General features: G+C 73.4%; 25 protein-coding genes. 6 read left to right on the top strand and 19 right to left on the bottom strand.

Features of this window, described 5'->3' with window-relative positions; all coding sequences use genetic code 11:
• Nucleotides 1–22 precede the first annotated feature (22 nt).
• From AB0C03_RS06390 to AB0C03_RS06410, 5 genes are read right to left on the bottom strand one after another with little or no spacing between them, the layout of a single operon-like run.
• The gene (locus AB0C03_RS06390; protein WP_357634926.1) at nt 23–1,234 is read right to left on the bottom strand and encodes a Gfo/Idh/MocA family protein; all 1,212 of its coding nucleotides are present in this window, start codon (nt 1,232–1,234) and stop codon (nt 23–25) included.
• Entirely contained in the window at nt 1,224–2,717 is a 1,494-nt protein-coding gene (locus AB0C03_RS06395) for a mannitol dehydrogenase family protein (protein ID WP_357634929.1), read from the bottom strand. The genes AB0C03_RS06390 and AB0C03_RS06395 overlap by 11 nt, the downstream gene beginning before the upstream one ends.
• Nucleotides 2,708–4,012 carry an enolase C-terminal domain-like protein gene (locus AB0C03_RS06400; RefSeq protein ID WP_357634931.1) on the bottom strand — a complete coding sequence of 435 codons (1,305 nt, stop codon included), beginning with the start codon at nt 4,010–4,012 and terminating at the stop codon, nt 2,708–2,710. The genes AB0C03_RS06395 and AB0C03_RS06400 overlap by 10 nt, the downstream gene beginning before the upstream one ends.
• The gene (gene uxaC, locus AB0C03_RS06405) at nt 4,009–5,442 is read right to left on the bottom strand and encodes a glucuronate isomerase (RefSeq protein ID WP_210861250.1); all 1,434 of its coding nucleotides are present in this window, start codon (nt 5,440–5,442) and stop codon (nt 4,009–4,011) included. The genes AB0C03_RS06400 and uxaC overlap by 4 nt, the downstream gene beginning before the upstream one ends.
• Nucleotides 5,443–5,467: 25 nt before the next feature.
• Nucleotides 5,468–6,796: a Gfo/Idh/MocA family protein gene (locus AB0C03_RS06410; RefSeq protein WP_357634935.1), complete on the bottom strand. Its 1,329-nt coding sequence runs from the start codon at nt 6,794–6,796 to the stop codon at nt 5,468–5,470.
• 235 nt (nt 6,797–7,031) lie between these two features.
• On the opposite strand from AB0C03_RS06410, the gene AB0C03_RS06415 reads away from it, so the two are divergent.
• The 6 genes from AB0C03_RS06415 to AB0C03_RS06440 are packed head-to-tail and all read left to right on the top strand — an operon-like array spanning nt 7,032 to nt 12,962.
• The gene (locus tag AB0C03_RS06415) at nt 7,032–8,162 is read left to right on the top strand and encodes a LacI family DNA-binding transcriptional regulator (RefSeq protein WP_036410513.1); all 1,131 of its coding nucleotides are present in this window, start codon (nt 7,032–7,034) and stop codon (nt 8,160–8,162) included.
• Between the two features lie 19 nt (nt 8,163–8,181).
• Nucleotides 8,182–9,528 carry an ABC transporter substrate-binding protein gene (locus tag AB0C03_RS06420; RefSeq protein ID WP_210866069.1) on the top strand — a complete coding sequence of 449 codons (1,347 nt, stop codon included), beginning with the start codon at nt 8,182–8,184 and terminating at the stop codon, nt 9,526–9,528.
• Nucleotides 9,529–9,558: 30 nt separating this feature from the next.
• A complete protein-coding gene (locus AB0C03_RS06425) occupies nt 9,559–10,542 on the top strand; it encodes a carbohydrate ABC transporter permease (RefSeq protein WP_030327490.1) in 984 nt (327 codons plus the stop codon).
• On the top strand, nt 10,542–11,429 hold the full coding sequence (locus AB0C03_RS06430; protein WP_210866132.1) for a carbohydrate ABC transporter permease: 888 nt from the start codon (nt 10,542–10,544) through the stop codon (nt 11,427–11,429). The genes AB0C03_RS06425 and AB0C03_RS06430 overlap by 1 nt, the downstream gene beginning before the upstream one ends.
• The gene (locus AB0C03_RS06435; RefSeq protein ID WP_357634940.1) at nt 11,413–12,117 is read left to right on the top strand and encodes a hypothetical protein; all 705 of its coding nucleotides are present in this window, start codon (nt 11,413–11,415) and stop codon (nt 12,115–12,117) included. Before AB0C03_RS06430 ends, AB0C03_RS06435 begins: the two co-directional genes overlap by 17 nt.
• Nucleotides 12,114–12,962 carry a DUF6807 domain-containing protein gene (locus tag AB0C03_RS06440; RefSeq protein WP_357634943.1) on the top strand — a complete coding sequence of 283 codons (849 nt, stop codon included), beginning with the start codon at nt 12,114–12,116 and terminating at the stop codon, nt 12,960–12,962. The genes AB0C03_RS06435 and AB0C03_RS06440 overlap by 4 nt, the downstream gene beginning before the upstream one ends.
• Here AB0C03_RS06440 and AB0C03_RS06445 read toward each other — a convergent pair.
• From AB0C03_RS06445 to AB0C03_RS06510, 14 genes are read right to left on the bottom strand one after another with little or no spacing between them, the layout of a single operon-like run.
• Nucleotides 12,954–13,715, bottom strand: a complete 762-nt coding sequence (locus tag AB0C03_RS06445) for a hypothetical protein (RefSeq protein ID WP_030327496.1) — start codon at nt 13,713–13,715, stop codon at nt 12,954–12,956. The genes AB0C03_RS06440 and AB0C03_RS06445 overlap by 9 nt on opposite strands.
• Before the next feature lie 25 nt (nt 13,716–13,740).
• On the bottom strand, nt 13,741–14,202 hold the full coding sequence (locus AB0C03_RS06450; protein WP_357634946.1) for a hypothetical protein: 462 nt from the start codon (nt 14,200–14,202) through the stop codon (nt 13,741–13,743).
• Nucleotides 14,199–15,128, bottom strand: coding sequence for a hypothetical protein (locus AB0C03_RS06455; RefSeq protein ID WP_357634949.1), 930 nt, complete (start codon nt 15,126–15,128; stop codon nt 14,199–14,201). The genes AB0C03_RS06450 and AB0C03_RS06455 overlap by 4 nt, the downstream gene beginning before the upstream one ends.
• Nucleotides 15,125–15,640 carry a phage tail protein gene (locus tag AB0C03_RS06460; protein ID WP_030327500.1) on the bottom strand — a complete coding sequence of 172 codons (516 nt, stop codon included), beginning with the start codon at nt 15,638–15,640 and terminating at the stop codon, nt 15,125–15,127. Before AB0C03_RS06460 ends, AB0C03_RS06455 begins: the two co-directional genes overlap by 4 nt.
• Nucleotides 15,621–18,299 carry a putative baseplate assembly protein gene (locus AB0C03_RS06465; RefSeq protein WP_357634952.1) on the bottom strand — a complete coding sequence of 893 codons (2,679 nt, stop codon included), beginning with the start codon at nt 18,297–18,299 and terminating at the stop codon, nt 15,621–15,623. The genes AB0C03_RS06460 and AB0C03_RS06465 overlap by 20 nt, the downstream gene beginning before the upstream one ends.
• Nucleotides 18,296–18,730, bottom strand: a complete 435-nt coding sequence (locus AB0C03_RS06470) for a GPW/gp25 family protein (RefSeq protein WP_030327502.1) — start codon at nt 18,728–18,730, stop codon at nt 18,296–18,298. The genes AB0C03_RS06465 and AB0C03_RS06470 overlap by 4 nt, the downstream gene beginning before the upstream one ends.
• A complete protein-coding gene (locus AB0C03_RS06475) occupies nt 18,727–19,068 on the bottom strand; it encodes a hypothetical protein (RefSeq protein WP_245233472.1) in 342 nt (113 codons plus the stop codon). The genes AB0C03_RS06470 and AB0C03_RS06475 overlap by 4 nt, the downstream gene beginning before the upstream one ends.
• Nucleotides 19,065–20,657, bottom strand: a complete 1,593-nt coding sequence (locus tag AB0C03_RS06480; protein WP_357634956.1) for a contractile injection system protein, VgrG/Pvc8 family — start codon at nt 20,655–20,657, stop codon at nt 19,065–19,067. Before AB0C03_RS06480 ends, AB0C03_RS06475 begins: the two co-directional genes overlap by 4 nt.
• Nucleotides 20,654–21,559: a CIS tube protein gene (locus AB0C03_RS06485; protein ID WP_357634959.1), complete on the bottom strand. Its 906-nt coding sequence runs from the start codon at nt 21,557–21,559 to the stop codon at nt 20,654–20,656. The genes AB0C03_RS06480 and AB0C03_RS06485 overlap by 4 nt, the downstream gene beginning before the upstream one ends.
• Entirely contained in the window at nt 21,559–23,091 is a 1,533-nt protein-coding gene (locus tag AB0C03_RS06490) for a hypothetical protein (protein WP_357634962.1), read from the bottom strand. Before AB0C03_RS06490 ends, AB0C03_RS06485 begins: the two co-directional genes overlap by 1 nt.
• Nucleotides 23,066–23,548 (bottom strand): phage tail protein, encoded by a 483-nt coding sequence (locus tag AB0C03_RS06495; protein ID WP_030327509.1) that lies wholly within the window; start codon nt 23,546–23,548, stop codon nt 23,066–23,068. The genes AB0C03_RS06490 and AB0C03_RS06495 overlap by 26 nt, the downstream gene beginning before the upstream one ends.
• 1 nt (nt 23,549) lies before the next feature.
• Entirely contained in the window at nt 23,550–24,800 is a 1,251-nt protein-coding gene (locus AB0C03_RS06500; RefSeq protein ID WP_210860836.1) for a phage tail sheath family protein, read from the bottom strand.
• Between the two features lie 23 nt (nt 24,801–24,823).
• Nucleotides 24,824–25,522 (bottom strand): carboxypeptidase-like regulatory domain-containing protein, encoded by a 699-nt coding sequence (locus AB0C03_RS06505; RefSeq protein ID WP_210866077.1) that lies wholly within the window; start codon nt 25,520–25,522, stop codon nt 24,824–24,826.
• The gene (locus AB0C03_RS06510) at nt 25,519–26,127 is read right to left on the bottom strand and encodes a glycine zipper family protein (protein WP_210866078.1); all 609 of its coding nucleotides are present in this window, start codon (nt 26,125–26,127) and stop codon (nt 25,519–25,521) included. Before AB0C03_RS06510 ends, AB0C03_RS06505 begins: the two co-directional genes overlap by 4 nt.
• Between the last annotated feature and the right edge of the window lie 13 nt (nt 26,128–26,140).

Genomic DNA, 26,140 nt, shown 5'->3' on the forward strand with positions numbered 1-26,140 from the left:
CTCCGTTCGTTGTGGTGGAGATCTATCCCGCCAGCTCGGCGCGGTACGCGGCGGACGCCCACGGCACCGCCAACTCGCTCGGCAGCGCCCCCCGCTCAGCCGACTGGCGCAACACGTCGACGACGCCCCGCAGGTGACGCACCCGCTGCCCGCCCTCGCCGTGGGTGGTCACGAGATCGCCGTCGAGCAGCCGGGGCTCCGGCGCCGGCCGCAGCGCGTCCAGCAGCGCGGTGAACGGCGCGGTACGGGCCAGCGGCGCGATCAGTGGCACGCCCACCGGATCGACCCGATGGGCGAGCAGGTTCTCCAGCAGCCCCAACCGCCCCGGCACCCGGCGGGTCACCACGTCCCCGGGCAGGCGCAACCGGTCGGTCGGGTACTCCAGCACCGCCTGCCCGGTCGTCCCGGTCACCACCACCTCGCCCGCCACGAACTCCTCCGCGGCCAGGGTCACCGCCACCAGCACCGGTGGCCCGGCACGGAACCGGACCCGCAGCACGGCGGTGTCCTCCACCTCGATCGGCCGGACCCGGTAGCGTTCCACCTCGATCGCGACCGGCCAGGGCGTCGCCCCGGCGAGCGCCTCGGCGATGGCCAGGCACTGCATCACCGCGTGCGCGAGCGGGTTGGCGAGCGCGCCGTCCAGCACCGGCCGGCCGTCCAGACTCCGACGACCGGCCCAGGGGGAGCGGGCGTAGTAGGCGTCCGGCCGTTGCCAGGCGGCGATGGTGGAGATGCCGGTGACAGTGCCCAACCGGCCGGCGGCCAGTGCGTCGGTCAACGCGGTGAGCGCCGCCGAGCCGAGCGCCTGGAAGCCGACCTGGGCCACCCGGCCGGCGGCGGCGAGCGCCCAGGCCAACTCCTCGTGCTCGGCCAGCGACAGCACCGGAGGCTTCTCCAGCAGCAGGTCCGCACCGGTGGCCAGGGCGTCGCGGGCGATCGTCAGGTGGGTGTGCGGCGGCGTGCAGATCACCACCACCTCCGGCCGGGTGGCGGCGAGCATCGCCCGGTGGTCGGTGAACACCGCCACCCCGGGCGGCACCGGGGCGGCCGGGTCGTCCTCCACCGGTCGTACGTCGACCAGGGCGACCAACCGCAGCCGACCGGCGTCGTGCAGGGGCGCGATCACCCGCCGGTGCCACCGACCGTGCCCGTTCGCCCCGATCACCGCCACCCGGGGCGGCGTCGCCCCGCTCACCGCCGGCCGGCCGGTGTCGACCCGGTCACCGGGCACCGGCCAGGGTGGCCTCGACGCCGTGCCGTTGCAACGCGGTCAGCCAGGCGATCACGTCGGCGCGCACGTCCTCGTCCTCGGCCACCTCCGCCGGGATGACCTCGCGCAACGCGAAGACCGCGTCGACAGCGCCGGCCGGGGTCTGCACCCCGTCGTCCAGCGCGGCCCGGATCGGCCCGGCCAGGGGGTCCTGCAACGGCAACGGCCGGCCGTCGTCGGCGTACCCCTGCGCGAAGCGCAACCAGGACGCCACGACCAGCGCGCCCCAGCGCGCGGACCGCCCGGTCGCGCGCAGGTCCGCGATGGTGTGCAGGACGCGCTGCGGCAGCTTCTGCGAGCCGTCGATCGCCACCTGCAGGGTGCGGTGGTGGATCGCCGGGTTGCCGAACCGGGCCAGGGCCTGCTCGCCGTAGTCGACCACCCGGACCCCGTCCGGCGGGGTGAAGCTGGCCGCCACGTCCTCGGCGATCAGCCGGCGCAGCACGTCGCGCAGGTGCGGGATCTCCAGCGCGTCGGCGATCGTCTCCCGGCCGGCCAACGCCCCGAGGTACGCGATGGCCGAGTGCACACCGTTGAGGGTGCGCAGCTTCAGCCGCTCCCACGGGCCGGCGTCGTCGGTGAGCACCGCCCCGGCGAACTCCCAACCGGGCCGCCCACCCGGGAAGTCGTCCTCGATCACCCACTGCGCGTACGGTTCGGCGGCCACCGCGGCCAGGTCGGTCACGCCGAGCGCCCGGCGGGCCGCCTCGATCGTGCCCGGGGTGCTGGCCGGCACGATCCGGTCCACCATGGTGCCCGGGCAGGTGACGTTGCCGGCCACCCACTCGACCAGCCCGGCCGGCACCCCGGCCGCCCGGCCGACCGCCTGGTCGAGCATGCCGCGCAGCCGTCGACCGTTGGCCGGCAGATTGTCGCAGCTCACCACTGCCACCGGCCCGGCGTCCGCGGCCGCCCGGGCGGCCAGCCCGCGCAGCAGCAGACCCGGAACCGTGCGCGGGGGGCCGCCGCCGGCCAGGTCCGCGGCGAGCGCCGAGTCCGGGGACAGCTGGCCGGTCACCGGATCGAGCTGGTACGCCTTCTCGGTGACGGTCAGGGTCACCACGCGTACCGCCGGGTCGGCGATCAGCGCCACCACCGCGTCCGGGTCGCTGGGCGCGTGCCGCACGCCGCTCAGCGCGCCCACCACCTGGGTGGTGCTGCCGGCGGCGGAGAGGGTGCTGACGCTGAACAGGTTGTCCTGCGCGGCGAGCGCCTCGACCAGCGCGGTGCTGCGGGGGGCGACGGCCACGATGCCCCAGTCGCCGCCGGCCGCGCCGACCGCCGCCTCGGTGAAGACGGCCTGGTGCGCCCGGTGGAACGCGCCGAGCCCCAGGTGCACGACGCCGGTCGGCACGGTGCCCGGCCGGATCAGGGGTCGGGCCTCGGCGGGCAGTCGGCGCAGCGCACCCAGGCCGAGCCGGGAGGCGCCGACGGTCACCGCCATGCCGGACCGTCCGGGAAGCGGAACTCGGCGATCGACGTGGGCTTCATGGTGGCGCTGTAACCGGGCCGCTCGGGCAGCAGGTAGCGCCCGTCGCGGGTCCGCACCGGGTCGACGAAGTGTTCGTGCAGGTGGTCGACGTACTCGATCATCCGGCCGTCCAGCCCCGTGCCCACCCGCAGGTAGTCGAAGATCGCCAGGTGCTGGACGTACTCGCAGAGGCCCACCCCGCCGGCGTGCGGGCAGACCGGAACGCCGAACTTCGCCGCCAGCAGCAGCTCGGCCAGGACCTCGTTGACGCCACCGACCCGGCAGGCGTCGACCTGCATCACGCCGATCGCCTCGGCCTGGAGCAACTGCTTGAAGATCACCCGGTTGGCGGCCACCTCACCGGTGGCGACCCGGCAGCGCCCGCCGGTCAGCTCGTGCACCGCGCGGGCGATCCGGGCGTGCCCGAGGATGTCGTCGGCGTGGGTGGGCTCCTCGATCCAGTACGGGTCGACCTCGGCCAGCGCCGCCATCGCGGTGATCGCCTCGTCGACGTCCCAGACCTGGTTGGCGTCCATCATCAACAGCGCGTCCGGGCCGATCTCCTCGCGGATGATCCGGGCCCGCCGCAGGTCGTCGGCGAGCGGGCCGCCGACCTTCATCTTCATCGCCCGCCAGCCGTCGGCGTACGCCTGCCGGGTCAGCGCCCGCACCTTGTGGTCGGGGTAGCCGAGCCACCCGACCGAGGTGGTGTACGAAGGGAACCCACTCTGCTCAAGGGTGGCCAACCGGTCGGTCAGCCCGTCGCGTCCCTTGTCCAGGATGGCGGCCGCGTCGTCGGGGGTGAGCGCGTCGCTGATGTGCTTGAAGTCGACGCTGGCCACGAGCTCGTCGGTGGGCAGCTCGGCGAGGAAACGCCACATCGGCTTGCCGGCCAGCGTGGCCCGCAGGTCCCACACCGCGTTGACCAGCGCACCGGTCGCCATGTGGATGACGCCCTTCTCCGGGCCCAGCCAGCGCAGCTGCACGTCGGCGCTGAGCGAGCGCCAGAACGCCACCGGCTCGGCGGTGATCTCCTCGATCGTGCGCCCCCGCACGTGGTGGGCCAGCGCCCGTACCGCCGCGCAGGTGATCTCGTTGCCCCGGCCGTTGGTGAAGGTGAACCCGGCGCCGGTCGGGCCGGCGCCGGTGCCCAGCTCGACGTACGTCGCCGAGTAGTCACCCCGGTTGATCGCGTCGGAGCCGTCGCCCCGGGCGGCGGTCGGGAACCGCACGTCGTGCACCTCGACGGAGGTGATGGTGGTGGTCACTGGTCAACGCCTCCAAAGTTGAAGACCCGCCTGGGCAGCCGGTACGCCAGGTCGACGATGGTCTCGGCGGCCTCGTCCATCGGCAGCCGGTGCTCGGCGACGAGGCGGGCCAGGAAGCCGGCGTCGACCCGACGGGCCACGTCGTGGCGGACCGGGATGGAGCAGAACGCCCGGGTGTCGTCGACGAAGCCGGCGGTGTTGTAGAACCCGGCGGTCTCGGTGACCGTCTCCCGGAACCGGCGCAGCACCTCGGGGGAGTCCAGGAACCACCAGGGCGCGCCGAGCAGCAGCGCGGCGTACCCGCCCGCGAGGGGCGCCAGCTCGCGGGTGAAGGTGTCCTCGTCGAGGGTGTAGAGGACCACCCGCAGCCGAGGGTCGTTGCCGTAGCGCTGCAGCAGCGGGGCGAGCGCGTGCACGTACTCGGTGGCCTGCGGGATGTCGCCGCCGACGTCACGCCCGTGCCGGGCGTGCAACCACCGGTTGTGGTTGCGCACCGCGCCGGGGTGCAGCTGCATGACCAGGCCGTCGTCGAGTGACATCCGGGCGAACTCCACGAGCATGTGCGCCCGGAACGCCTCCGCGTCGGCGGCGTCGGCCTCGCCGCGCCGACCCCGGTCGTAGAGCCGCTCGGCCTCGGCCGGGGTGAGGTCCAGGGTGCGCGCGGTGGGGTGGCCGTGGTCCGAGGAGGTCGCGCCGGCGGCGATGAACGCGGCGCGCCGGGCCCGCAGCGCGGCCAGGTAGCCGGCGTACGTGCCGGTGTCCTCGCCGGCCCGGTCGCCGAGCCGGTCCACGTTCGTCGACCAGCCCTCGAACTCCATGTCCACCACGTCGTCGGGGCGGAACGTGGTGACCACCCGGCCGCCCGGCCCGCCCCACCCGTCGGCGGCGAGCTTGGCGTGCGCGGCGAGGTCGTCCAGCGGCGACTCGGTGGTGGCCAGGACCTCGATGCCGAACCGCTCGAACAGCGCCCGGGGCCGGAAGTCCGGCTCGGCGAGCCGGGCCGCGATCTCGTCGTAGACGGCGTCGGCGGTGGCCGGGCCGAACACGGTGTGCACCCCGAACACGGTGCGGAAGGTCTGCTCCAGCCAGAGTCGCGACGGGGTGCCCCGGAACAGGTGCCAGTGCGCGGCGAAGCGTCGCCAGATGACCCGGCCGTCGGCCTCCACCGGGCTGCCGTCGCGGGTGGGCACCCCCAGCTCCGCCGGGGGTACGCCCTGACTGAGCAGCATCCGGGTCAGGTAGTGGTCGGGCACGATGAGCAGTCGCGCCGGGTCCGGGAAGGGACGGTCCTCGGCCAGCAGGGCCGGGTCGACGTGCCCGTGCGGCGAGATGATGGGTTGTTCCGCCGCCAGGGCGTACAGCTCCCGGGCCAGCGCCCGTTGGCCCGGCTCGGGCGGCAGGAGCAGATCGGTGTGGTCGAACGTGGGCACGGGGTGTGGCTCCTCGTCTGCGGTGTCAGCGGGGGGTGAGCAGGTCGGCGACCCGGACGGGTTGACCGGTCTCGAAGGACCGGTTCGCGGCCAGCCCGGTCAGCAGGGCCAACGCGCCGTCGTCGGCGGTCGCGGCGCGGCGCAGCGGGTCGGGTTGACCGCCGAGGAGCACCCCGGTCATCCGGGCGTCCGCGCCACCGTGCCCGTGCCGACTGCGGCCCTCCACCGGGATCTGCCGGGGCGGGGCCCAGAACGGGCGCACCGTCAGCGTCGCACCCCCGCCCTCGGGCGGCGCCTCGGCACCGTGCAGGGCCGCGCCCTTGACCGCGCCGGCGGTGCCCCGGTCGACGAAGTCGTTCTCGGCCACGTCCAGCTCCAGCCGGCCCCGGCTGCCGTTGACCATCACCCGGTAGCCCTCCCAGGGCGCGTACGCGGTGAGGTGGTAGGTCATGGTGGCGCCGGTGGAGTAGCGGGCCAGCACCGCCATGTCGTCCTCGATGCTCACCCCGGGCGCGAAGACGTTGCGGTCGCGCTGGTAGCCGTCCTCGGCCTCGGCGTCGAGGTACAGCTCGCGCAGCCGGGGGTGCGCGTCCAGGCGCAGCGCGAACGGGTCGTCGGCGGCGGCGGGGGAGCCGTGCGCCCGGTCGTAGTCGCGGGCGTAGCCGTGCCGGCGGCCCTCCTCGCCGTAGAAGAAGAGCCGGCCGGCCGCGTACACCTCGACGGGGGTGGCGGCCAGCCACCAGTTGACCAGGTCGAAGTGGTGGCTGGCCTTGTGCACCATCAGCCCACCGGAGGTGGCCTTGTCGCGGTGCCAGCGGCGGAAGTAGTCGGCACCGTGGCGGACGTCCAGCAGCCACTCGAAGTGCACCGAGCCGATCTCGCCGACCGCGCCCTCGGCGAGCAGCCGGCGGACCTGTTCGTGCAGCGGGTTGTAGCGGTAGTTGAACGCGACGGTCACCCGGCCGCCGGTCTCGCTCACCGTGTCCAGGATGCGCCGGCAGCGTGCCGCGTCCACTGTCATCGGCTTCTCGGTGACGACGTCCCGGCCGGCGCGCAGCGCGGCCACCACGTACTCGTCGTGGGTGACGTCCACGCTGGTGACCAGAACGACGTCGAGGCGCTCCTTGTCCAGCATCGCCGCGAAGTCGGCGGCCGGGTACGTGGGCACCGGGCGGTGGCCCAGCTCGGTCAGCCAGCGGTTGTGCGCGTCCATCCGGGCCTGGTTGGTGTCGGCGAAGGCGACCAGCTCGGTGGTGTCGGCGTGGTCGAGCACCAGCGCCCGGACGAACATCTCCGCCCGCGCGCCGGTGCCCACCACGGCGTACCGGACCCGTCCGGCGGCTCTCGGTGACATGCGGTGCGCCTCCCGTGGTGCTGCAAAGGTTTGCAATGAAGTAATCACGATCGATCCGTTGGCGTCAACGACGGCGACGGGATCGGCGTTATATGTCAGGTTTTGTGCGGCGGCAGCTCACCAAGGGGAGCGTGGGTGCAACAAAGCCGTAATCATTGACCGTTGACACTGGCGCAACCGTTTGCATTAATGGGCCACACCCGTGACCGCCACCACATCGGACGAAGGGGCCGCCGTGCCAGTCACCATCCGGGACGTCGCCCGGGCGTCGGGTGTGCACATCTCCACCGTGTCCCGCACCTTCTCGGCGCCACACCTGGTCAACCCGGAGACGCGGGTCCGGGTGCTGGCGTGCGCGGAGGATCTGGGCTACCGGCCGAACCGGGCCGCCCGAGCACTGATCACCGGGCGGACGCACAACATCGGGCTGATCATCGCGGACATCGCGAACCCGTTCTTCCCACCGCTGATCAAGGCGGCGGAGAGTCAGGCCCGGCACCGCGACTACCACGTCTTCGTGGCCGACACCAACGAGGACCCGACCGCCGAGGAAGAGCTGGTCCACGCGCTGGCCAAGCAGGTCGACGGGGTGCTGCTGTGCAGCCCCCGGATGAGCAACAGCCTGATCGAACAGCTCAGCCGCGAGGTGCCACTGGTCGTGGTGAACCGCCAGGTGACCGGCCTGCCCTGCGTGCTGATGGACGTCGGTCAGGGTGCCCGCTCGGCGATCGAGCACCTGGTCGGCCTGGGGCACCGCAGCATCGCGCTGCTCGGTGGCCCGCGCAGCTCATGGACCAACCGGGAGATGCGCCGTGCCGCCAGCGCGGCCGCCCGAGCCGGTGGCGCCGAGCTGACCGTGCTCGGCCCCAACGCGCCCACCGAGGTCGGCGGCTCGGCCATCGCCGAGCAGGTGCGACGCAGCGGCGTGTCGGCGGTGCTCGCCTACAACGACCTGATGGCGATCGGCCTGATCGAAGGGCTGGACGCGCTCGGGGTCCGGGTGCCGCAGGAGGTGAGCGTCGTCGGGGTCGACGACATCACCCTGAGCCGGCTCACCCGACCCAAGCTGACGACGGTGGCCACACCCACCGGGGCCGCCGGCCGGACGGCCGTCGACATGCTGCTGCAACAGGACATCGAATCACCGCGCGGTGCGCGGGGGTCCGGTGCCGGCACGGCGCTCGGCGTCCGTCGTACCACCGCACAGGTAATGCTCCAGACCGACCTGGTCATCCGCGACTCGACCGGCCCGGGCCCGTACGCCCGGCCGGCACGTCCCCTGGCCGCGCCGCGTGGCCCGGACCCGCATTGCCCTGCGGGCCCGGGCACCCCGACCACGGCCACCGGTGACGCCGTCGCCTCCTAATGCCGAGGAGTGAGCGCACATGCACCCCGCAACGCCCCCCACCACTGGCACGCCCGTCGGGCGCGCCCACCGTACCCCGCTGCCCCGGCGGCGACTCCTGCGTGGCCTGCTCGCCGTGACGGTCGCCGCACCGCTGATGTTCGGCGCCGCCGCCTGCGGAGACGACGGCGGCGCCGCCGACCCGAACGCGCCGGTCAAACTGTCCATCTTCTGGTGGGGCGGCGACGCCCGGGCCAAGCTGACCGAGGACGCGCTGGCCCTCTACACCCAGAAGCACCCCAACGTGACCTTCGAGAAGACCTGGCAGGCCAACCAGGGCTACTTCGACAAGCTGGCCACGCTCACCGCCGGTGGCAACCCACCGGACCTGTTCCAGATCGACGACAACTACCTCGCCGAGTACGCGGCCCGCAACACCACGCTCGACCTGACCCCGTACCAGGAGTCCGGCAAGCTGGACACCTCCAAGTTCCCCGAAAGCCTCTGGCAGTACGGCGTGGTCGACGGCAAGCTCGCCGGCCTGGCCGCCGGGGAGAACACCCAGGGACTGGTCTACAACAAGACGCTGCTGACCAAGCACAACCTGCCCGAGCCGACCACCGGGATGAGCTGGGAGCAGCACATCGCCTGGGCCGAGCAGGTCACCGCCAAGACGAAGGTGCCCGGCACCCAGGACCCGAGCGCCGACTACAAGGCGTTCTGGGTCTGGCTGCGCCAGCAGGGCAAGGACCTCTACAAGGGCAAAGAGCTGGGCTTCACCGCCGAGGACGTGACCAAGTGGTTCGACCTGTGGAAGGGCGCCCGGGACCGCAAGGCCACCCCGACCGCCGACGTCATCCACGAGGGCAACGCCAGCGACGTCACCAAGCAGTTGGTGGTCACCGGCAAGGCGGCGACCTCCTGGGTCTGGGCCAACCAGATGCCGGATTTGAAGAAGAACACCAAGGACGAGCTGGGCGTGATCGCCTACCCCGGTGACCCCAGCGCCCAGTGGGCCCGGGCGTCGATGTACTGGTCGGTGTTCAAGGGCAGCAAGAACAAGGACGTCGCGATCGATGTGATCAACTTCCTGAACAACGACGTGGCGGCGGTCAAGCTGCTCGGCACCGACCGTGGCCTGCCGTCGAACCTGGACCTGCGCCGGGTGGTCAGCGACGACACCACCGATCCGGCCATGAAGCAGTCCATCGCCGTCGAGGCGGAGCTGACCCAGAAGTTCGGCGAGTCCCCGCAGGTGCCGATCAAGGGCCACAGCAAGGTGAAGTCCGAGTTGATCAAGGCCGCCGAGAACGCGCAGTACGGCCGGGCCACCCCCGCCGAAGCCGCCGCCCAGTTCGTCGAGGCGTGCAAGTCCGCCATCGCCTGACCGCCCCCGAGGCGAGGAGAGGAGCCGTTCGTGGCGTTGACCACGGCGCCCGACCCGACCCGACGCGGCCCCGGATCCGCCCGGGCCCACCCGCAGAGGCGTGGGCCCGGGCGCTTCCGGCACAGCGAAGGTCTGGCGGGGTACGTCTTCCTGTCGCCGTGGCTCATCGGTCTGATGGGTGTCACGGCGATCCCCATGCTGCTGTCGCTCTACCTGAGCTTCACCAACTACGACATCCTCACCCCCTTCTCCGAGGTGGAGTGGGTGGGGCTGGCCAACTACGAGCGGATGTTCACCGCCGACCCGTCGTACTGGCACGCGGTGCGGGTGACGCTGACCTTCGCGCTGATCGCCGTACCGCTGAAGCTGGCCGCGGCGCTCGGCGTGGCGCTGCTGCTCAACCGCGCCTGGCGCGGCGTCGGGCTGTTCCGGGGGTTGTTCTACCTGCCGTCCCTGCTCGGCGGCAGCGTGGCGCTGGCCATCGTCTGGGTCAACATGTTCAACCGCGACGGCGCGTTCAACTCGCTGTTGAGCCTCTTCGGCATCACGGGCAAGCCGTGGGTCAACGACCCCGACTGGGCCCTCGAAACGCTGATGGTGCTGGCCATCTGGCAGTTCGGCGCACCGATGGTGATCTTCCTGGCCGGGCTCAAGCAGGTGCCCACCGAGCTGTACGAGGCCGCCTCGGTCGACGGGGCCGGCCGGCTCCGCCAGTTCCGCGACGTCACCCTGCCGATGCTCTCCCCGGTCATCTTCTTCAACCTGGTGCTGGAGACCATCAACGGCTTCCAGGGCTTCACCGCCGCGTTCGTGCTCAGCAACGGCACCGGCGGCCCGGTCGACTCCACCCTGATGTACACGCTGAACCTGTACATCACCGGCTTCACCGACCTCAACATGGGCTACGCCTCGGCGATGGCCTGGGTCTTCCTGATCGCCATCGCGGTCATCACCGCGGTCTTCTTCAGCACCGGACGGTTCTGGGTGCACTACTCCGACGGGGAGGACCGGTGATGGTGGCGGTGACCCCGACGACCGCAGCAGCGCCGAACGCCCGCCGACGAGCCGGCGGACGCCCCGTGCTGCGACTGCTGATCCTGCTGGCGATCGTCGCCGTGGTGCTCTACCCGCTGATCTGGATGGTGGGCACCTCGCTGAAGTCCCAGGAGGAGATCGTCAACAACGTCGGGCTGCTGCCCGAGCGGTTCAGCCCGGGCAACTACACCGCCGGCTGGTCCAACTTCGACGTCAGCTTCGGCCGGTTCTTCCTCAACAGCGCGATGGTCAGCCTGCTCACCGTCGTCGGCAACGGGCTGTCCTGCCTGCTGGCCGCGTACGCCTTCGCCCGGCTGCGGTTCCGGCTGCGCGGCATGTGGTTCGCCGTCATGATCGGCACGCTGCTGCTGCCCCAGCACGTGCTGATCGTGCCGCAGTACATCCTGTTCCGCACCCTCGGGCTGGTCGGCGGCGACTGGCCGTACCTGCCGCTGCTCATCCCGCAGTTCCTGGCCACCGAGGCGTTCTTCGTCTTCCTCATGGTGCAGTTCATGCGTGGCGTGCCCCGGGAACTGGACGAGGCGGCCCGCATCGACGGTGCCGGGCCGTTCGGCATCTTCCGGCACATCATCCTGCCGCTGAGCCGCCCCGCGTTGGTCACCACGGCGATCTTCTCGTTCATCTGGACCTGGAACGACTTCTTCCGCCAGTTGGTCTTCCTGTCCCAACTGGAGGACTACACGGTCCCGGTCGCGTTGACCCTGTTCATCGACTCGACAAGCCAGAGCGCTGTCGGTCCGATGTTCGCCATGTCGGTGCTGTCGCTGCTGCCGGTCTTCCTGTTCTTCGTCGCGTTCCAACGGATGCTCGTCGAGGGGATCAACACCAGTGGCATCAAGGGCTGAACCGACATCGCGGGCCGAACCCGCCGAACCCGACGACACCGCCGGGCGGCGGGACTGGCGCGACGTCGCCCGCGACGCCGCCGATCTCGCGCTGCTGGGCATCCTGCTCACCCTCGCGGCGGCACCAGTGCTCACCGCCGCATCGGCGGCGGGCACGGCCAGCGCGGCGGTGCACGACTGGACGCGGACCGGCAGTTGGCCGTCGGCGCGTACGACGGTGCGCCGGTTCGGCCGCGCGGTACTGCCCGGTGTGCCGGTCAGCCTGCTCGGGCTCGGCGGCGCCGCGCTGCTCGCCGCCGACCTGGCGGCACTGGCCACCGGCCGGGTGCCGGGCGGCGCGGCGGCGCTGCTGGTGACCGCGCTGATCGCGGCCGGCCTGGCCGGGTACGCCGGGCTGGTCGTCGTCGAGGTGGGCGGCAACGGGGGCGGGCGGTGGCGGGCCTCGGCCCGCCGCGCCGCCCGCGCCTGCCTCGACGCGCCCACCCGCTGGGCCGCGCTCACCGGGGTCGTCGCGCTGGCCGGGCTGCTCGCCGTCCTGGTCACCCCGGTCGCGGTGCCGATCCTCGCCGGCTACACCGTGGCCGCCCTGCACGCCGTCGCCGCCCGCCGACCGGTCCCGGCCGTCGGTCAGCCGAGCCCCGCCGAGCCGGTGCCGGTCGCCGGCGTCGGGCGTGGGGGACTGCGATGACCGGGGTGGGGGAGTCGGTGCGGCTGACCGTCGGAGCCACCGAGGTGGCCGAGTACGTGCTCGACCCGGCGCTGAACCCCCGGCACGGGCCCCGACCGTATCTGCACCCGGTGCGTACCCTCGGCGGAACGGTGGTCACCGACGCGCTCCCCGACGACCACGTGTGGCACCTCGGCGCGTCCCTCGCGGTGCAGGACGTCAACGGCAGCAACCTCTGGGGCGGGCGCACCTACGTCCGCGACGTCGGCTACACCTGGCGGGACGACCACGGCGTCATCGCGCACACCGGCGAGGTGGAGCACTCCCCGGGCCGGTACACGCACGACCTCCAGTGGCGCGACCGGGCCGGCGCGGTGCTGCTGACCGAACGGAGGTGGCTCACCGCGTCGGTGGTCGCGCCGCACGCCTGGCGGCTCGATGTGGAGTCCGTCCTCGTCGCCCCGGACGACCGGGCGGTGCGCCTGGGCAGCCCGGCCACCAACGGTCGCCCCGGCGGGGCCGGCTACGGCGGGTTCTTCTGGCGGGCCGTCGCCGACGGTGAACCAGCGGTGTTCACCGCCGACGCGGCCGGGGAGCAGGCGGTCAACGGCAGTGCGGCGCCGTGGCTGGCGCTGACCGGGTCCGGGCCGGGCGACGGGGCGTACACACTGGTCTTCGCGGGCCTCGGCCACGGCGACAGGTGGTTCGTGCGGACCGCGATGTATCCGGGGGTCTGCGTGGCGTTCGCGTTCGACCGCCCGGCGGTGGTGCCGGCCGGCGGGAGCCGGCACGGCCGGTACCAGGTGTGGGTGACCGACGGAACCCTCGATCGCGACGGTGTGGCGGCCCTGGTCCGCTCACATTGATCGGGTGGGGAGGGCGGCGGTGACCCGGACGGCCTTGACGATCGCGGGGATGGAGCCGATCAGCAGCACCAGCCCCCAGATGATCGCGACGATGGCGAAGACCAACGCCGCCACGTCGTCGACGATGCTGACCAGGATCACCGGCACCAGGCTGTGCAGGAACTCCAACACGACAGTGCACAGCACTGTGGTGAGGATCAGCAGGACGAGGCCCTTGTTCTGCAGGAAGCGCGGCTGGGCCAGCACCAGCATCCCGGCCCACACCAGCTTCAGCAGCAGCACCAGCCCGAGCAGCACCGCCGCCTCGCCGACCGGGAAGAACCCCCACAACGCCAGGTACGCCAGGGTGCCGAAGGGGACGGCCAGGAAGAGCGACACCATGATGGACAGCTCCACGAACGCGATCACCAGCGCGACCAGCCCGACGATGATCAGGATGATCGAGAAGATCAGGCTGGCGACGCCCTGCACCCGACCCTGGACCCGTTCGGGCAGCAGCAGGCCCAGGCAGAACAGCCCGGTGCTCCAGACCGCCACCGCATCGATCAGCGCGAGGTAACCGGTACCCCGCCCGGACGGCTCGCTGACCCCGGACACGTCGTCGATCTCCACGTCCAGCGCCCCGGCGCTGTCCGCGAGGGCCGCACCGGCGTCGGCACCGCCGAGCAGCAGCCCCGCCCCCACCTCCACCCCGATCGCCAGGACGATGGCGAGCATGGCCATCAGCAGGAACGGCTTGCGCAGGTCACCCACGGCGACACCTTCCTCTCAGCCCGGGTCAGGATGTGGCCACGACGACAGTGCAGCCGCCCAGGCCGGGGCAGACCAGGCCCACCTCGGTGGCCTGGTCGACGGCGATCTTCGCCACCGCGCCGGTGCCGTCCGCCGCCGGTTCCACCTCGTCGCGGATGGTGAGGTCGGCGTCCCCGGGTGCCGGGGCGACGACAGTGAACGGCGCCGCGCTGCGCAGCACCAGCGTGCGTAGCCCGCCCGGGTCGGCGACCCGCAGCACGCAGGTGCCGGAGAAGACCAGCCGACCGGGCTCCTCGAAGCAGTCGGCGCCGACCGTCGCCGGGTCCACCGCCGCACGCTCGCCGCCCAGCGCGGCCAACCGGTCGACCAACCCGTGTCGGGCCGCCGGATCACCCCGGTCGCCGCGACCCGCCCCGACCGCGACCACGAACAGCGCCACCAGCAGGACGGCGAGCAACCCCAGCAGCGCCTTCTGCCGACCGCTCATCGCGCCACGGCCCGCGCCACGATTTCGGTGAACCGGATCTCGTCGACCCCCGCGAAGTAGCGGTTCGTGCCCTGCGTCTTGCCCACCACCAGCAGCGTGACCTGGTGCGGGCCTTTGCTGAGCCGCACCGTCCCGACGTCCAGCAGCTCCGTCCTGCGCACCGTCGGCGTGAAGCCGAGGAACGTGCCGCCGACCTGGGTGCCGTCGATCGTGAACACGGTGTTGGCGTAGTCGAGGGAGGTGGTGCGTACCGCGGCGAACCGCCAGGTGCCGTCGGCCGGGATCTGCACCGTCACGGTGACCCGGTCACCGATGGCCAACCCCTGGAAGAACAACTGCGTGTCACCGGACCAGGTCACCCCGCAGCAGTTGGGTTGCGCCTCCACCTTCGCCCCGCTCTTCGCCGGGGAGTCCACCACCGCGCCCGGGACCAGGCTCTCCGCCTCGACGGTGACCACTCGCGGCTCGCCGGGGGGCGGCTCGCCGTCGCGGGTCAGCAACACCACCCCCACGGCGACCACCACCAGCACCAGCGCCGCCGCGGCGGCGATCCACAACCATGGGGTACGCCGTGGCGGCGCGACCGCCCGCACCTCGTACGTGACCCGGCCGCTGGAGCGGGAACTCTCCTCCGGCGCGGTGTTCGCCGAGTACGCGAACCCGGTCATGTCGTAGCGCCGGGGCGCGGTGCCGGCCGGCACGGCGAGCTTGACCAGGAACGACACCGAGCCCTGGCCGGGTACCACCCGCTGCGGCTCGGCGACGGTGAACCACGACCGCTGGGAGCCGTCACCGGGCGCCACGTCGAACACCACCGTGTCCGGCGCGGTGCCCGGGTTGAAGACGGTGAAGGTCAGCTCGCCGCAGTTGCGCGGGTCGACTGTGAACTGTTCGGCGGCGGCGACGACCGCCCACTCGGTGGTCATGACGACTCCTCTTCCAGGACGATCTCGACGGTGGCCGAGGCGGGTTTCTCCGTCTCGACGATGCGGGTGATCACGGCGAGCTGGCCGGCGGCGGCCACCGGCACCCGCACCACGACGTGAAAGGGCCGCTCGGCGGGCTCCTCGATGACGAAGCCCGACGTCCCGGTGGCCAGCTCCAGGGCCCGGCGCAGCCCGTACGGGGTGCCGCGCCAGCGGGCCAGCAGGGCGGCGTTGGCCACCAGGTCCCGCAGCCGCCCCACCGGCAGCGGCAGCGGGGCGTCCGGGCGGGGCGAGGCGACCACGTGGTCCATCGCCACCCAGCGGGTCAACCGCACGACCAGCCCGTCCGGCGCCCGGTACGGGTCGAACAGCGCGTCCACCTCGGCGAGGATCGCCTCGTCCGGGGCGTGCAACCCCTCCATCACGTCCAGCAGCGCCCAGAGCACGCTGCCCGGCACGCAGGCCCGCTGGTAGGCGGCGGGCAGCAACCGTTCAATCGCCGAGCGTCGCATCCTGGCGCACCACCTCGATGTCGTGCTCGCCGGAGCAGAGCAGCCAGGTATCCGGGACGGTCACCACGTCGGCGGTGGCCTGGTTGGCGCTGGGCGTCCAGGTGACGGCGTCGGCGCTGCGGTGCACGCCGCGTTCCCCGCCGGCCAGGATCAGCCGCTCCGCCGCGCCGGTGCCGCCGGCCGCCGCACCCGCCGCACCCGCCACGCCCGGCGCGCCCGTGCTGCCGGATGTCGGGCCGCTGATCGCGATGGCGTCGACCGGCACGAACCGGGTCCGGTCCCGCAACGGCAACCCGGAGTTGACCGACACCGCCTGCCACTGCGGTTGGGCGGCTAGGGTGTCCAACCGCAGCACCCCGCCGCTCTGGGTGGCCGCCACCGCCTGCTGGCCGGCGAACGCGAGGTCCCGGCAGGTGCCGCCGATCCACCCGGCCTGCATCGACTGCCACTTCACGTCGGACTCGAACAGCCGGGTGCGGTGGCAACCCTGGCCGGGTTTCTTCGGGTCCGGCTCGCCGGCGCCGCTCCACAGCAGGGTGGCCGGGCCGTCGTACTGCACGGCGAGCACCCGGTTGTCCACGTTGGCCAGTCCGACGTGGGTGAAGCTGCCGGGTCGGCCGCCGCTGGTCGACAGGTACACCCCGAAGCCGGCCTGGGCGGCCACCGCCACACCCGGCGCGCCCCGCTCGGAGACGAACGTGCGGACCGCGTAGAAGCCCCGGTCGGCGTCGGACGGGTCGACCAGGATCTGCAACGGCACCGCGCCGGGCAGCAGCGACACCTCGTACAGGCCGGTGTCGGTCGCCACCAGCAGCGCGCCCGCGCCGTCGCGGTCCAGCCACGAGACGTCGGAGATCCGCGAGTCCAGGTCGGTGAGCAGCGACCACGTCTCGCCCAGGTCGGCGCTCAGGTGCACCCGGGAGCCGCCCGAGGCCCGCAGCGTCACCACTGCCACCGAACCGGGGCGGGCGACGATGCCCGGCCGCACCGGCGCGGGCGCGGGCGCCACCCGCAGCACCGTCTCGTCGTCGAAACGACCGGCCGGTTCCCACCCCGCGCCGCCGTTGCTGGAGCGGAACAGCACCGCCCCGCGCCCGGCGTACCAGGTGCGCGGCTGGTACTGGTCGACGGCGAGGGCCCGCACGTCGGCGTCGGGCGCCTCGTCGACAACGAACCGCACCGACTCGACGTAGCGGACCCCCGGCTCGGCGTGCTCCAGCAGCCGGTACACGTTGGACGCCCGCAACGGCTCACCGAACGGCCAGCCGGTCGGGTTGAGCGCGGTCGGCAGCGGGCTCAACGTCTGGTGCAACCGGTCGTGGATGCGGCGACGGACCGCGTCCACGTCCTCCTCACGGCGGACCACCACCCGGGCGCGTACCGACACCGCCTTGAACCGCGCCCAGGTGGCCCGGGAGCGGATGCCGACCATCCGGCGTTCCTCCAGGTCCGCCTCGACCCGGTGGCGCGCCTCGGGCACCTCGTGCTCCCGCAGCACCGCCACCGGCAGTCGACCGCCCGGACGGGCCGCCTCCGGCACGTACGGCACCAGCACCACCTCGACCTCGCCCGGCCGGGCGAAGCTGTACACCGCCGCACGGGTGAACGCCCGTGCCCGCGCCACCGCCCCGGAGCTGGTCGCGAGGACCTCGAAGTCGCGGGCGGTGACCGCCCGCTGCTGGGCGAAGAACTCGTACGGGCCGCGCAGCAGCACCGATTCCAGCGCCTCCATCTCCCGGCCGCCGGCTGCCGGGGCGGGGTTGTCGACGCGTACCCCGGGCAGTGGGTCGCGCAGGGTGCTCAGCGTGCCCGCCGCCACGTTGCCGGTGGGCCCGCCACCGGCGCGGTACCAGAGCCGGACCTGCCGCCCGGCCGGCGGCACGACCGCGACGGTGACCGACGTCGGCGCGGGCTCGGCCACCGTGGTCGCCCCGGCGGCGGGTCGCAGGTCGAGGGCCGGGGCGAAGGTGACGGTGCCCGAACAGCGGTCGACCAGGTACGCCTTGGCGTGCGGGCCGAGCCCGGCGAAGCTCTCCACCGGCTGCCAGATCTCGAACGTGCGACCGTCGTGCTCGCGGGCCGCCGCGCCCAGTTCGACCGTGCCGGCCGGCACCTCCACCCCGAGCAGCAGGTCCAGCGCCTCGGCGGTGTGCGTCAGCGGCGCGTGCGCCGCGCGCAGCACCTGCCCCGGCTGACCGGTGCCCACACCGAGCAGTTCCGCCTCGACCGGTTCGCAGTGGTGCATCCGGACCGTCACCGACGTCTCGTCGGCCGGCAGCACCGTCGGCTCGGTGGTGACGAACACGACCGGCCGGGGGTCCGCGCCGCGGGCCGCCGCGACCCGCAGACCGGCCGGGATCCGCACCGCCGCGCGGTCGGTGCCGGTGCGGGTGAACCGGACGTCCGCCCAGGCGGCGGTCGGCGCGTGCCGGGTGACCCCGAGCAGGTTCAGGAACGAGACGTACGCCTTCTCCGGCAACTGGTTCAACCGGTAGATCATCACCTCGGTGAGGTGCGCGAATGTCTCCACCAGCGCCATCCCGGGGTCGTGCGCCGACAGGTCGGTCCACGCCGGGCAGGACTGCCGGATCCGTTCCCGGGCCTCGGTGACCAGGTCGAGGAAGCCGCGATCGTCCAGGTGCGGCACGGGCAGCGTCATGACGCTCCTCCCTGGGTGGGTTCGTCGGCCGGAAGCAGGTCGACGGAGAAGACCAGTTGCCCCGGTGTCAGGCTGGCCCGCACCCGGTAGTCCAACCGGATCACCAACCGCCACGCGTCGTCCGGGTCCGGCCCGGCGTCGGTGTCGATCACCTCGACCCGGGGCTCCCACCGGGCGATGGCCTGCCGGACATAGTGGATGGCCAGACCGGCGGTGGTGTCGTCGTTGGGCGCGAAGACCAGTCGGTGCAGCCGGGAGCCGTACCCGGGTCGCATCAGCCGCTCACCCGGTGTGGTCGACAGGAGCAGGAACAACGCCTGCCGTACGCTCTCGTCGCCGTCGGTCATCGCCAGGCCGCCGGCCGCGGTCAGCGCCAACCCGCCGGTACGGCCGGCGTCGAAGCCGGCGCCGACGAAGCGGAACGCCCTCATCGGTCCGCCCCCAGGAACCCCTGAGCCGGGTCGCGCACGGTGTGCGTGACCAGCCCCGGCGGTGTGCCGTTGGTGAAACCCTCCAGGTGCGACAGCACCACCCGGTGCCCGTCCACGCGCACCCAGACGCTGTAGCCGACCCGGACCGTCAACGTCTGCGTGCACGGCTTGATGGTCGGGCCGTAGTTCGGGCAGGCGACGATCTTTCGTCCCTCCGGGTCGTCGTCGACGAGCACGGGCACGCCGGTGACTGTCACCCACTGCCGCGAGGGTCGGTTCTCGACCCGGCCGTCGTGATCGCAGGTGATCACGGAGTCCCGGTGGATCCACCGCATCATCCGCCTCCTTGCTGATGGGCGTGGGCAAGCGTTCGGGCCTGCTCCGCCGCGGTGCTCGGGTCCTCGGTCGACTCGGCGTGCAGGAAGTCCACGCTGCGGGCGCGCACCACCATGGCCCGACCGGGTGCGGAGATCACCAGGTCGGACGCCGCGTGCAGGGTGGCCAGGTCGGGGGTCAACTCCAGGAAGCTGCCGCCCTCGGTGGCCAGCCGCAGGCTGCGCCGCACGTCGTCGACGACTATCGACTGCCCGCCGGCGGTGCGCATCGTCCAACGGCGGGCCTTCCCGTCGTCGATGCCCGCGTCGTACGGCTCGACCGCGCCGAACAGCGAACCGAGCACGATGCCCGAGGCCGGCTCCCCGCCGGGCAGCACCACCAGCACGGTGTCGTCCGGGTCGGGAAGCGCCACGAGGCCCTTGCCCGGCCCGGCACCGGGACAGAGCACGGCGAGCCAGCCGGCGTCCAGGTCCCCGTACGCCGGCAGGGTCAACCGGACCCGGCCCAACCCGTCCGGGTCGGCGACGTCGGTGACCGTGCCGAGGGTGACCACCGCGCCGCCGGCCGGGCCCGCCGGGATGGCCGGCGGCACCGTGGAGAACCGGGTCAGGTGCCCGTTGCCGTCCACCGTGTGCACCACCTCGGTCAGCACGTACGCCCCGGCGACCGGGTCCGGCACCCCACCCAGGTCGACGCGGCGGCCCGGACGCAGCGCCGGATCGCCCTCGGCCACCCCCTCGGCGGTGACCAGCGTCGCCGCCCGGGTGTCCAGGCGGGCCTGGGCCAACGCCGCCAACTCGTCGTCGCTGCGGCCGGGCTGGTCCACTGCGGTGCGAACCCCGCCGGCACCCACGTCGGCCGGATCCGGGCGGTCGTCGGCGGGCCTGCCGCAACGGGCCTCGTCGACCTGCTGGCTGATCACCTCGGCCCGCTGCGGATGCCAACCCAGCGCGGCGCTGGCACCACTGGCCTGATCGGTGTTGGTGGACAGTCGCAGGGTGTGCACCCCCGCGCCGAGCGTCAACACGACCGGTTCCCCGTAACCGGCGAGGGTGACCAGCCGGACCCCGTCACCGTCGGCGGCCAGGTGCAGGCCGGCCCGGCCGGCCACCTCGCGCAGCAACTCCAGATCGCTGTGCCGGTGCTGGAGCAGCCGCTCCAACCGGGGGCCGTCATCCTCGGCGGTCACCGTCAGCCCCACCGCGTCGCACAGCTCCCGGGCCAGCTCGACGGCGGTCACCGAGGTGAACACCCGCAACCCCTGCCGTTTGCGCAAGCGGTGCAGCGGGTCGTACGCCCGCAACCGCAGCACCGCCGCCCCGTCGGCCGCGTACTCCACCTCCACGCCGGTGACCTCACCGGTGAACAGGGCGTCCGCGTGGTCGGCGAGCCGTACGTCGAGCGCCGTGCCGGGGCGTACCGCCGGGTCGAACGCGCCGACCCCGGCGGTGGTGGCGAGCACCAGCTCGGCCTGGGTGGGCTGGTCGAGGCGGGCCGCCACCCGCAGTGACCGGATCCGCTGACGAGCGGCGCCGACCAGCTCGACGCCGTCGAGCCGGACGGTCAACGCCCGGGGCGCGACGCTGGTCACGACGCACCCCCGGGGCTCGGGTGTGCGCTGGTCGGGGTGGGCCCGGTCGACGATCCCGCCGTCGGGCCCCAGGCGGCGGGCGCGGTGGCGATGGAGGCGCCCACGAACGACGCGCCGGCGCCGACCGCGCCGGCCACCGTCCGCGCGACTCCGGTCACCGCACCCGCCAGTGTCGGCCCACCGCCCGGCGGGCCGGCTGGTGGGACGGCGAGGGTGGTGCCGGCCGGCACGGCGAGGGGGTCGGTGATCCGGTTGTGTTCGGCCAGCAGCCGCCAGCGCAGCGGCGAGCCGAGCGCGTCGTTGGCCAGCAGGTCGAACCGTACGCCGGAGCGACCCGGCTCGGCCGCGCCGTCACCGGCGGCGATCACCGCGCTGCCCGGCGCGGCGGTCGGGGTGCTCGCGGCGGCCAACTCCTCGGCGAAGCCGGCCTCGGACTGGTCGGCCGTCTCGGCGGCGCGGACCAGCTTCAGCCGCAGCCAGGACCGTCGCGGTGACCCGGTGCCGGTGAACGCGTCGAAGCGTTCCGCCACCGCGATGATCACACCGGGCACGTTCCAGGTCTTGCCCCAGACCAACCGGACCAGCGGCGGCCGCAGCCAACCGTGGTCGGCGGTGGAGTTCTCCGCCAGCATCCACAACGGACGGGTGAGCACCCGCACGTCGGCCGGACGCAGTTGCGCCTCCACGAAGTCGACGTCGAAGAGCAGATCGAGCACCAGCTCGGTGCGACCCCCGCCGGTGAAGACCAGCGGGTCGTCGGCCAGGCCGGACCCGGTGAGCTGCCCGCCGCCGGCACCCCGCTGGCGGACCCCGGCGAGCCGGGTCACCTGCACGGTCTCCGGGTTGAGCAGGCAGTCCACGCGGACACCCGTGGAGTCGATGAGAAAGGCGACGCGTTCCATCAGTCACCCGCCTGTTCCCGGTCCAGTCGGCTCAGCTGGGCGGTGTCCAGCGCCGGCCCGGCGACCGACCACAGTGCGCTGTCGTCGGGCAGCGCCGGCCACGGGTCGTCGCCCCTCCCCGACCCGACCGGCGTCGCAATGCCCGTCGCCCGTCCGCCGCCGACGGTGTCCCACCCGGGGTCGGGCAGGGCGGCCCGTCGCCCGGACCGAGCCCGTTCGCCGGGCAGGTCCAGCCGGCGGTCACCGTCGCCGACGCGCGTCACGTCCCCGCGCCCGGTGGTGGGCGTGTCCCGGCCATCCGTCGCGGTGCGGCCGGTCCCGGATGCGTCGGTCCCGCCCAGGTCCGGCCAGGCCGGACGCCCGGACCACGTCGTTGAGTCCGCGCGCGCCGACCGGGCCGCGCTCGGTGCGCCGGCACGCCGGCCGCGCTGGTCCGTTCCGGGCCGGGGCGGACCGTCCGAGTCGCCGGGGGACCCGTCGTGGCCACCGGTGCTCCGGGTGGCGGCGGGGGGACCGGCGGAACGCCCGGGACCGTGGTCGACCGCGCCGGGCCAGGGTGCGCCCCGGGGCGGGCGTGCGGTGGTGGGGGTGGGTTCGGGCTCCGGTCGGTGGGGGCGGCTGCCCGGTGGACTCTGCGCCCGGAAAACCATGGAGCGGACGGGCTGCGGGGCCGACCGGGGCAGCCCGCTCGGGTCGAGGGCCGTGGCGTCGACGGCGGTGCTGGTGTCCCGGTTCGCCGGTCGTACCGGGGGCACCGCCGCGCCCGGCCCCACCGGCCAGGTCGGTTCGGCCGACCGGTCCGGCCCGGTCGGTTCGGCCCACGCGTGCGACCCGGTCGGTTCGGCCCACACGTCGGGCCAGGTCGCGCCGGTCGGCGGCGATGTCGTGTCCGAACGGGACGGCGACGCCCCGCCCCCGGACCGGCCGGCGGCACCGGCCCACGTAGCAGCGGCACCGGCCCTCGTACCGTCGGCGTCGGCCGACGTACCAGCGGCGCCGGCACTCGTACCGTCGGGCTGGTCACCGCCCGGTGACGGGCGGACCGACCTGCCGCTGCGGTGCTCGGCAGGTGACCTGTTCGGCCCGGTGTCCCCGCGCGGACCGCGACCCCGCGGGCCCGTCCCGCCGCCCGCGCTGGCGGGTCCGCCCGCTTCGACCTCGCCGTCGCGACTGCCGGACCCGCCGGCCCGGCCGGGCCTGGGGAACCGGCTGAACGCGCCGGGGCCCGGGGCGACGGAGTCGACCCGGCCCGTCGATCCGCCCGGCTGCCCATCCCCGGCCTCGGCGTCGGCCGGGGACGGGTCGAGGTCCAGGTCGTGCAGCAGGCCGGGCGCGTGGGCGGCGACCAGGTCCAGCCAGTGCCGCGGTGGCTCCCCGAAACGGCGCGGCGTCGCCACGGGCGGCTCCGACAGCGGCGACGGCGACGGCAGGTGCCCGTCCGGCTCGACCCGCCCGGCGAGGCGCTGCACCGCCCCTGCCGCCGAACGCAGTCGGCCGGCCAGCCAGCTACGCGGGCGTCGGCGCGGTGGCACCGCCGGTCTCCAGCTCCAGGCCCTCGTACCGCAGGGTCAGCGAGGCGATGGCGATCTCGTGGCTGAGGGTGTTGAGGTGCGCGCCGCGCCACCGGGTCGGCCACGCGTCGATCAGGTTCCAGCGCAGCACCTCGGCGGTGCCCACCGAGTCGAGCAGCACCACTGAGACGTTGCGCCGGTTGAGGGTGCCCTGGGCGGTGGCGTTCACCCAGTCCCACAGCTCGCGGGAGGCGGTGAGGCCGAAGTGCAGCGTCACCGGCTCGTACTCGGCCTGACCGGGCACCATCCGCATCCGACCCAGGCCGTGCTCCCGGTACGGCTGCCCGGGAATGTTCACCTCCAACCCGGTCATCTCGGTGAAGTGGCCGTTGGTGACACCGTTGATGAGCAGGCGGAAGTTGTACGCCCGGTACGGGTCGACCGGCGCGCCGGGTTGCGGGGTCGCGGTGGTGGGCATGTCAGCCTCCGATCGTCTCGGTCTCGGTGCCGCCGGCCCACTGGCTCAGCTTGAACACCACGAATTCGGCGGGCTTGACGACAGCGATGCCGATGTGGGCGATCACCATGCCGGCGTCACGGACGTCCGGCGGGTTGGTCTCCTCGTCGCACTTGACGAAGAACGCCTCCTCGGGGCTGCGCCCGAGCAGCGCGCCGTCACGCCACACCCGGGTGAGGAACGCCCCGATGTCGCGGCGGATCGAGCGCCAGAGGGTGAAGTCGTTGGGCTCGAACACCATCCACCGGGTGCCGTTGGCGATGGCCTGCTCGATGGCGATGCTGAGTCGCCGCACGTTGAGGTAGCGCCACTCGCTGGCCTCGGCGGCGAGCGTACGGGCGCCCCAGACGCGGATGCCCTCACCGGCGAAGTACCGGATCACGTTGACGCCCTTGGGGTTGAGCACGTCGTGCTCGGGTCGGGTGACCAGGTAGCCCAGGTCGACGGCGCCGCGCACTGGTTCGTTGGCGGGGGCCTTGTGCACACCGCGCAGGGCGTCGGTGCGGGCCCAGATGCCGGCCAGGTGCCCGCTCGGCGGGGTGAGTTCCAACTCGCCGCTGATCGGGTCGCGGACCCGCAACCAGGGGTAGTAGAACGCGCCGAACTCGGACTGTCGCGGCCGGTACGCGGCCCCCTCGTGGCCGCCGGAGCCGCCCGGCTGGTCGGAGCCGCCGCCAGGGCCGGCGGCCGCACCGTCGGCGGGCTTGGCGGGTTTGCCGGCGGACGGCGTGGCGACCCGGGTCAACGCGGAGATGTCGTCGATGTCCGGCGCCGGGTCGCAGATCGCGACCATGGTGCGGGTGCGTTCGGCCATGCTGAGCAGCGCCTCGTGGGACACCACGTCGTGGAAGCCGGGTGCGGCGATGATGGAGATCTCGTCGACGGCTTCCAACAGTTGCAGGCCGCCGCGCCGCTGCCCGGTGCCGGTGATCGCGCCGCCCTCGCCGACGTTGACGACCCAGCAGCGGGCGCCCCCGTTGTCCAGGAACCCGAAGACCGCCCGGGCCAGGGGAGTGCTCTCCACCCGCTCGCCGCCGGCGAAGAGCCGCAGGAACTCCGTCCAGTTGTTGACCGGCACCGCCCTGCCCAGGTGGGCGGAGCGGTCCGGGGCGACGCCGACGAAGGCGGCGATGCTGGTGCTCACCGGCCCGATCGGTCGGGCGCCGCTGGGGACCTCCTCGACGTAGATGCCGGGGGAGAAGTAACTGGGCATCGGCCCTCCTTAGCGGGTGGGTGTCAGTGGGTCGGTGGCGCGCAGACGATGACGATGTCGTCCTCGCCCGCGTCGACGTCGGCGGTGAGGACGAGCCCGCGTCCGGTCAGCCGCAGCCGGACCGGGCCCGGGTGCTCGGGGTCGTGCGGCACACCGGCGATCAGGAACCGGCCCTGTGGGTCGGTGCGGGTGACGGACCCGGTGCCGGGCAGCTCGACCCGCATCGCGGCCAGTGGTTGGTGCTCCGGGCCGACGACCCGCCCACGGAGGCTGCGCACGTCGAGTTGCCGCAACCGCAGCGGTTGCCGTACCGGCGGCGCGGCCGGGGTCGGGTGGTCCACCTGCGCCGCCACGTCGATCAGCAGCGCCGGTCGGGGCGCCGCACCGAACGCCGTCCACAGTGGCGCGTCGCCGGCCTCCAGCACCACCGGGTACCTGCCGTCGCTGGTCGCGGCGGTGAGCACCCGATCCAGCCGGGGCAACCCGGCGGGCCCGGTCACGCAGAGCAGGTGGCGGACCATGAACCGGTACGGTTCGCGGACCGCGCCGCTGGAGCGGGTCTGCCGGGCCGGGCGCAGGTCGAGGGGCCAGAGGGTGAGCCCGTCGGCGTCGTCGCACGCGCGGGGCGGGCCGACCGGGACGGGTTCCCCCGCCGCGCTGGTCACCCAGGCGACCAGCTCGGCGGTGGCGGTCTCGATCGGCCCGCGCCCGTGGGTGCTCATCGCGGTGGCGTCCCCTGGATCCGGTACGCGATGGCCTCGTTCCAGACGTGCGGGTAGACGCCGATCTCGAAGTACCGGGTGAAGCGGTTGATCGGTGCGTTGGTGTGATCGTGGTAGAGCAGCCACACCGGCGCGATGGTGAACAGGACGTAGTTGGCCAGCACCAGGGGGATGTAGAGCGGCCCGAGCAGGCGGCCCTGGAAGATGTGCACGTCCTCGTGCCGCTGGATGCCGGAGCTGGAGCCGGCGCAGACCGTGCCGATGGTGGTGGCGTACCGGGGGGAGACCCCCTCCACCACGCTGACCCGTCCACTGCCCAGCGAGGTGGGCCGGTCCAGGGAGTGCCCGAAGATCAGGTGCACGGTCAGGTAGATGGCGCCGACGACAGTGTTGAGCAGACTCCAGGTGTGGTCGACGACGAAGAGGAAGATGCCGCGGGCATCCGAGGCGTACACCCCGGCGGAGGCCACCGACCAGCCGAAGACCGCGCCGACGACCAGGCCCACGACGGCGCCGATCAGCAGCCCGATCGGGCCACCGGCGAGGAAGCCGAGCAGGGCCCCGAAGCCGACCTGGATGACGGCGCTGAGGATTCCGAAGACCATGACGACACCCCTC

Origin of the sequence: Micromonospora parva, assembly GCF_040649675.1 — a bacterium.
Classification (GTDB): domain Bacteria; phylum Actinomycetota; class Actinomycetes; order Mycobacteriales; family Micromonosporaceae; genus Micromonospora; species Micromonospora parva.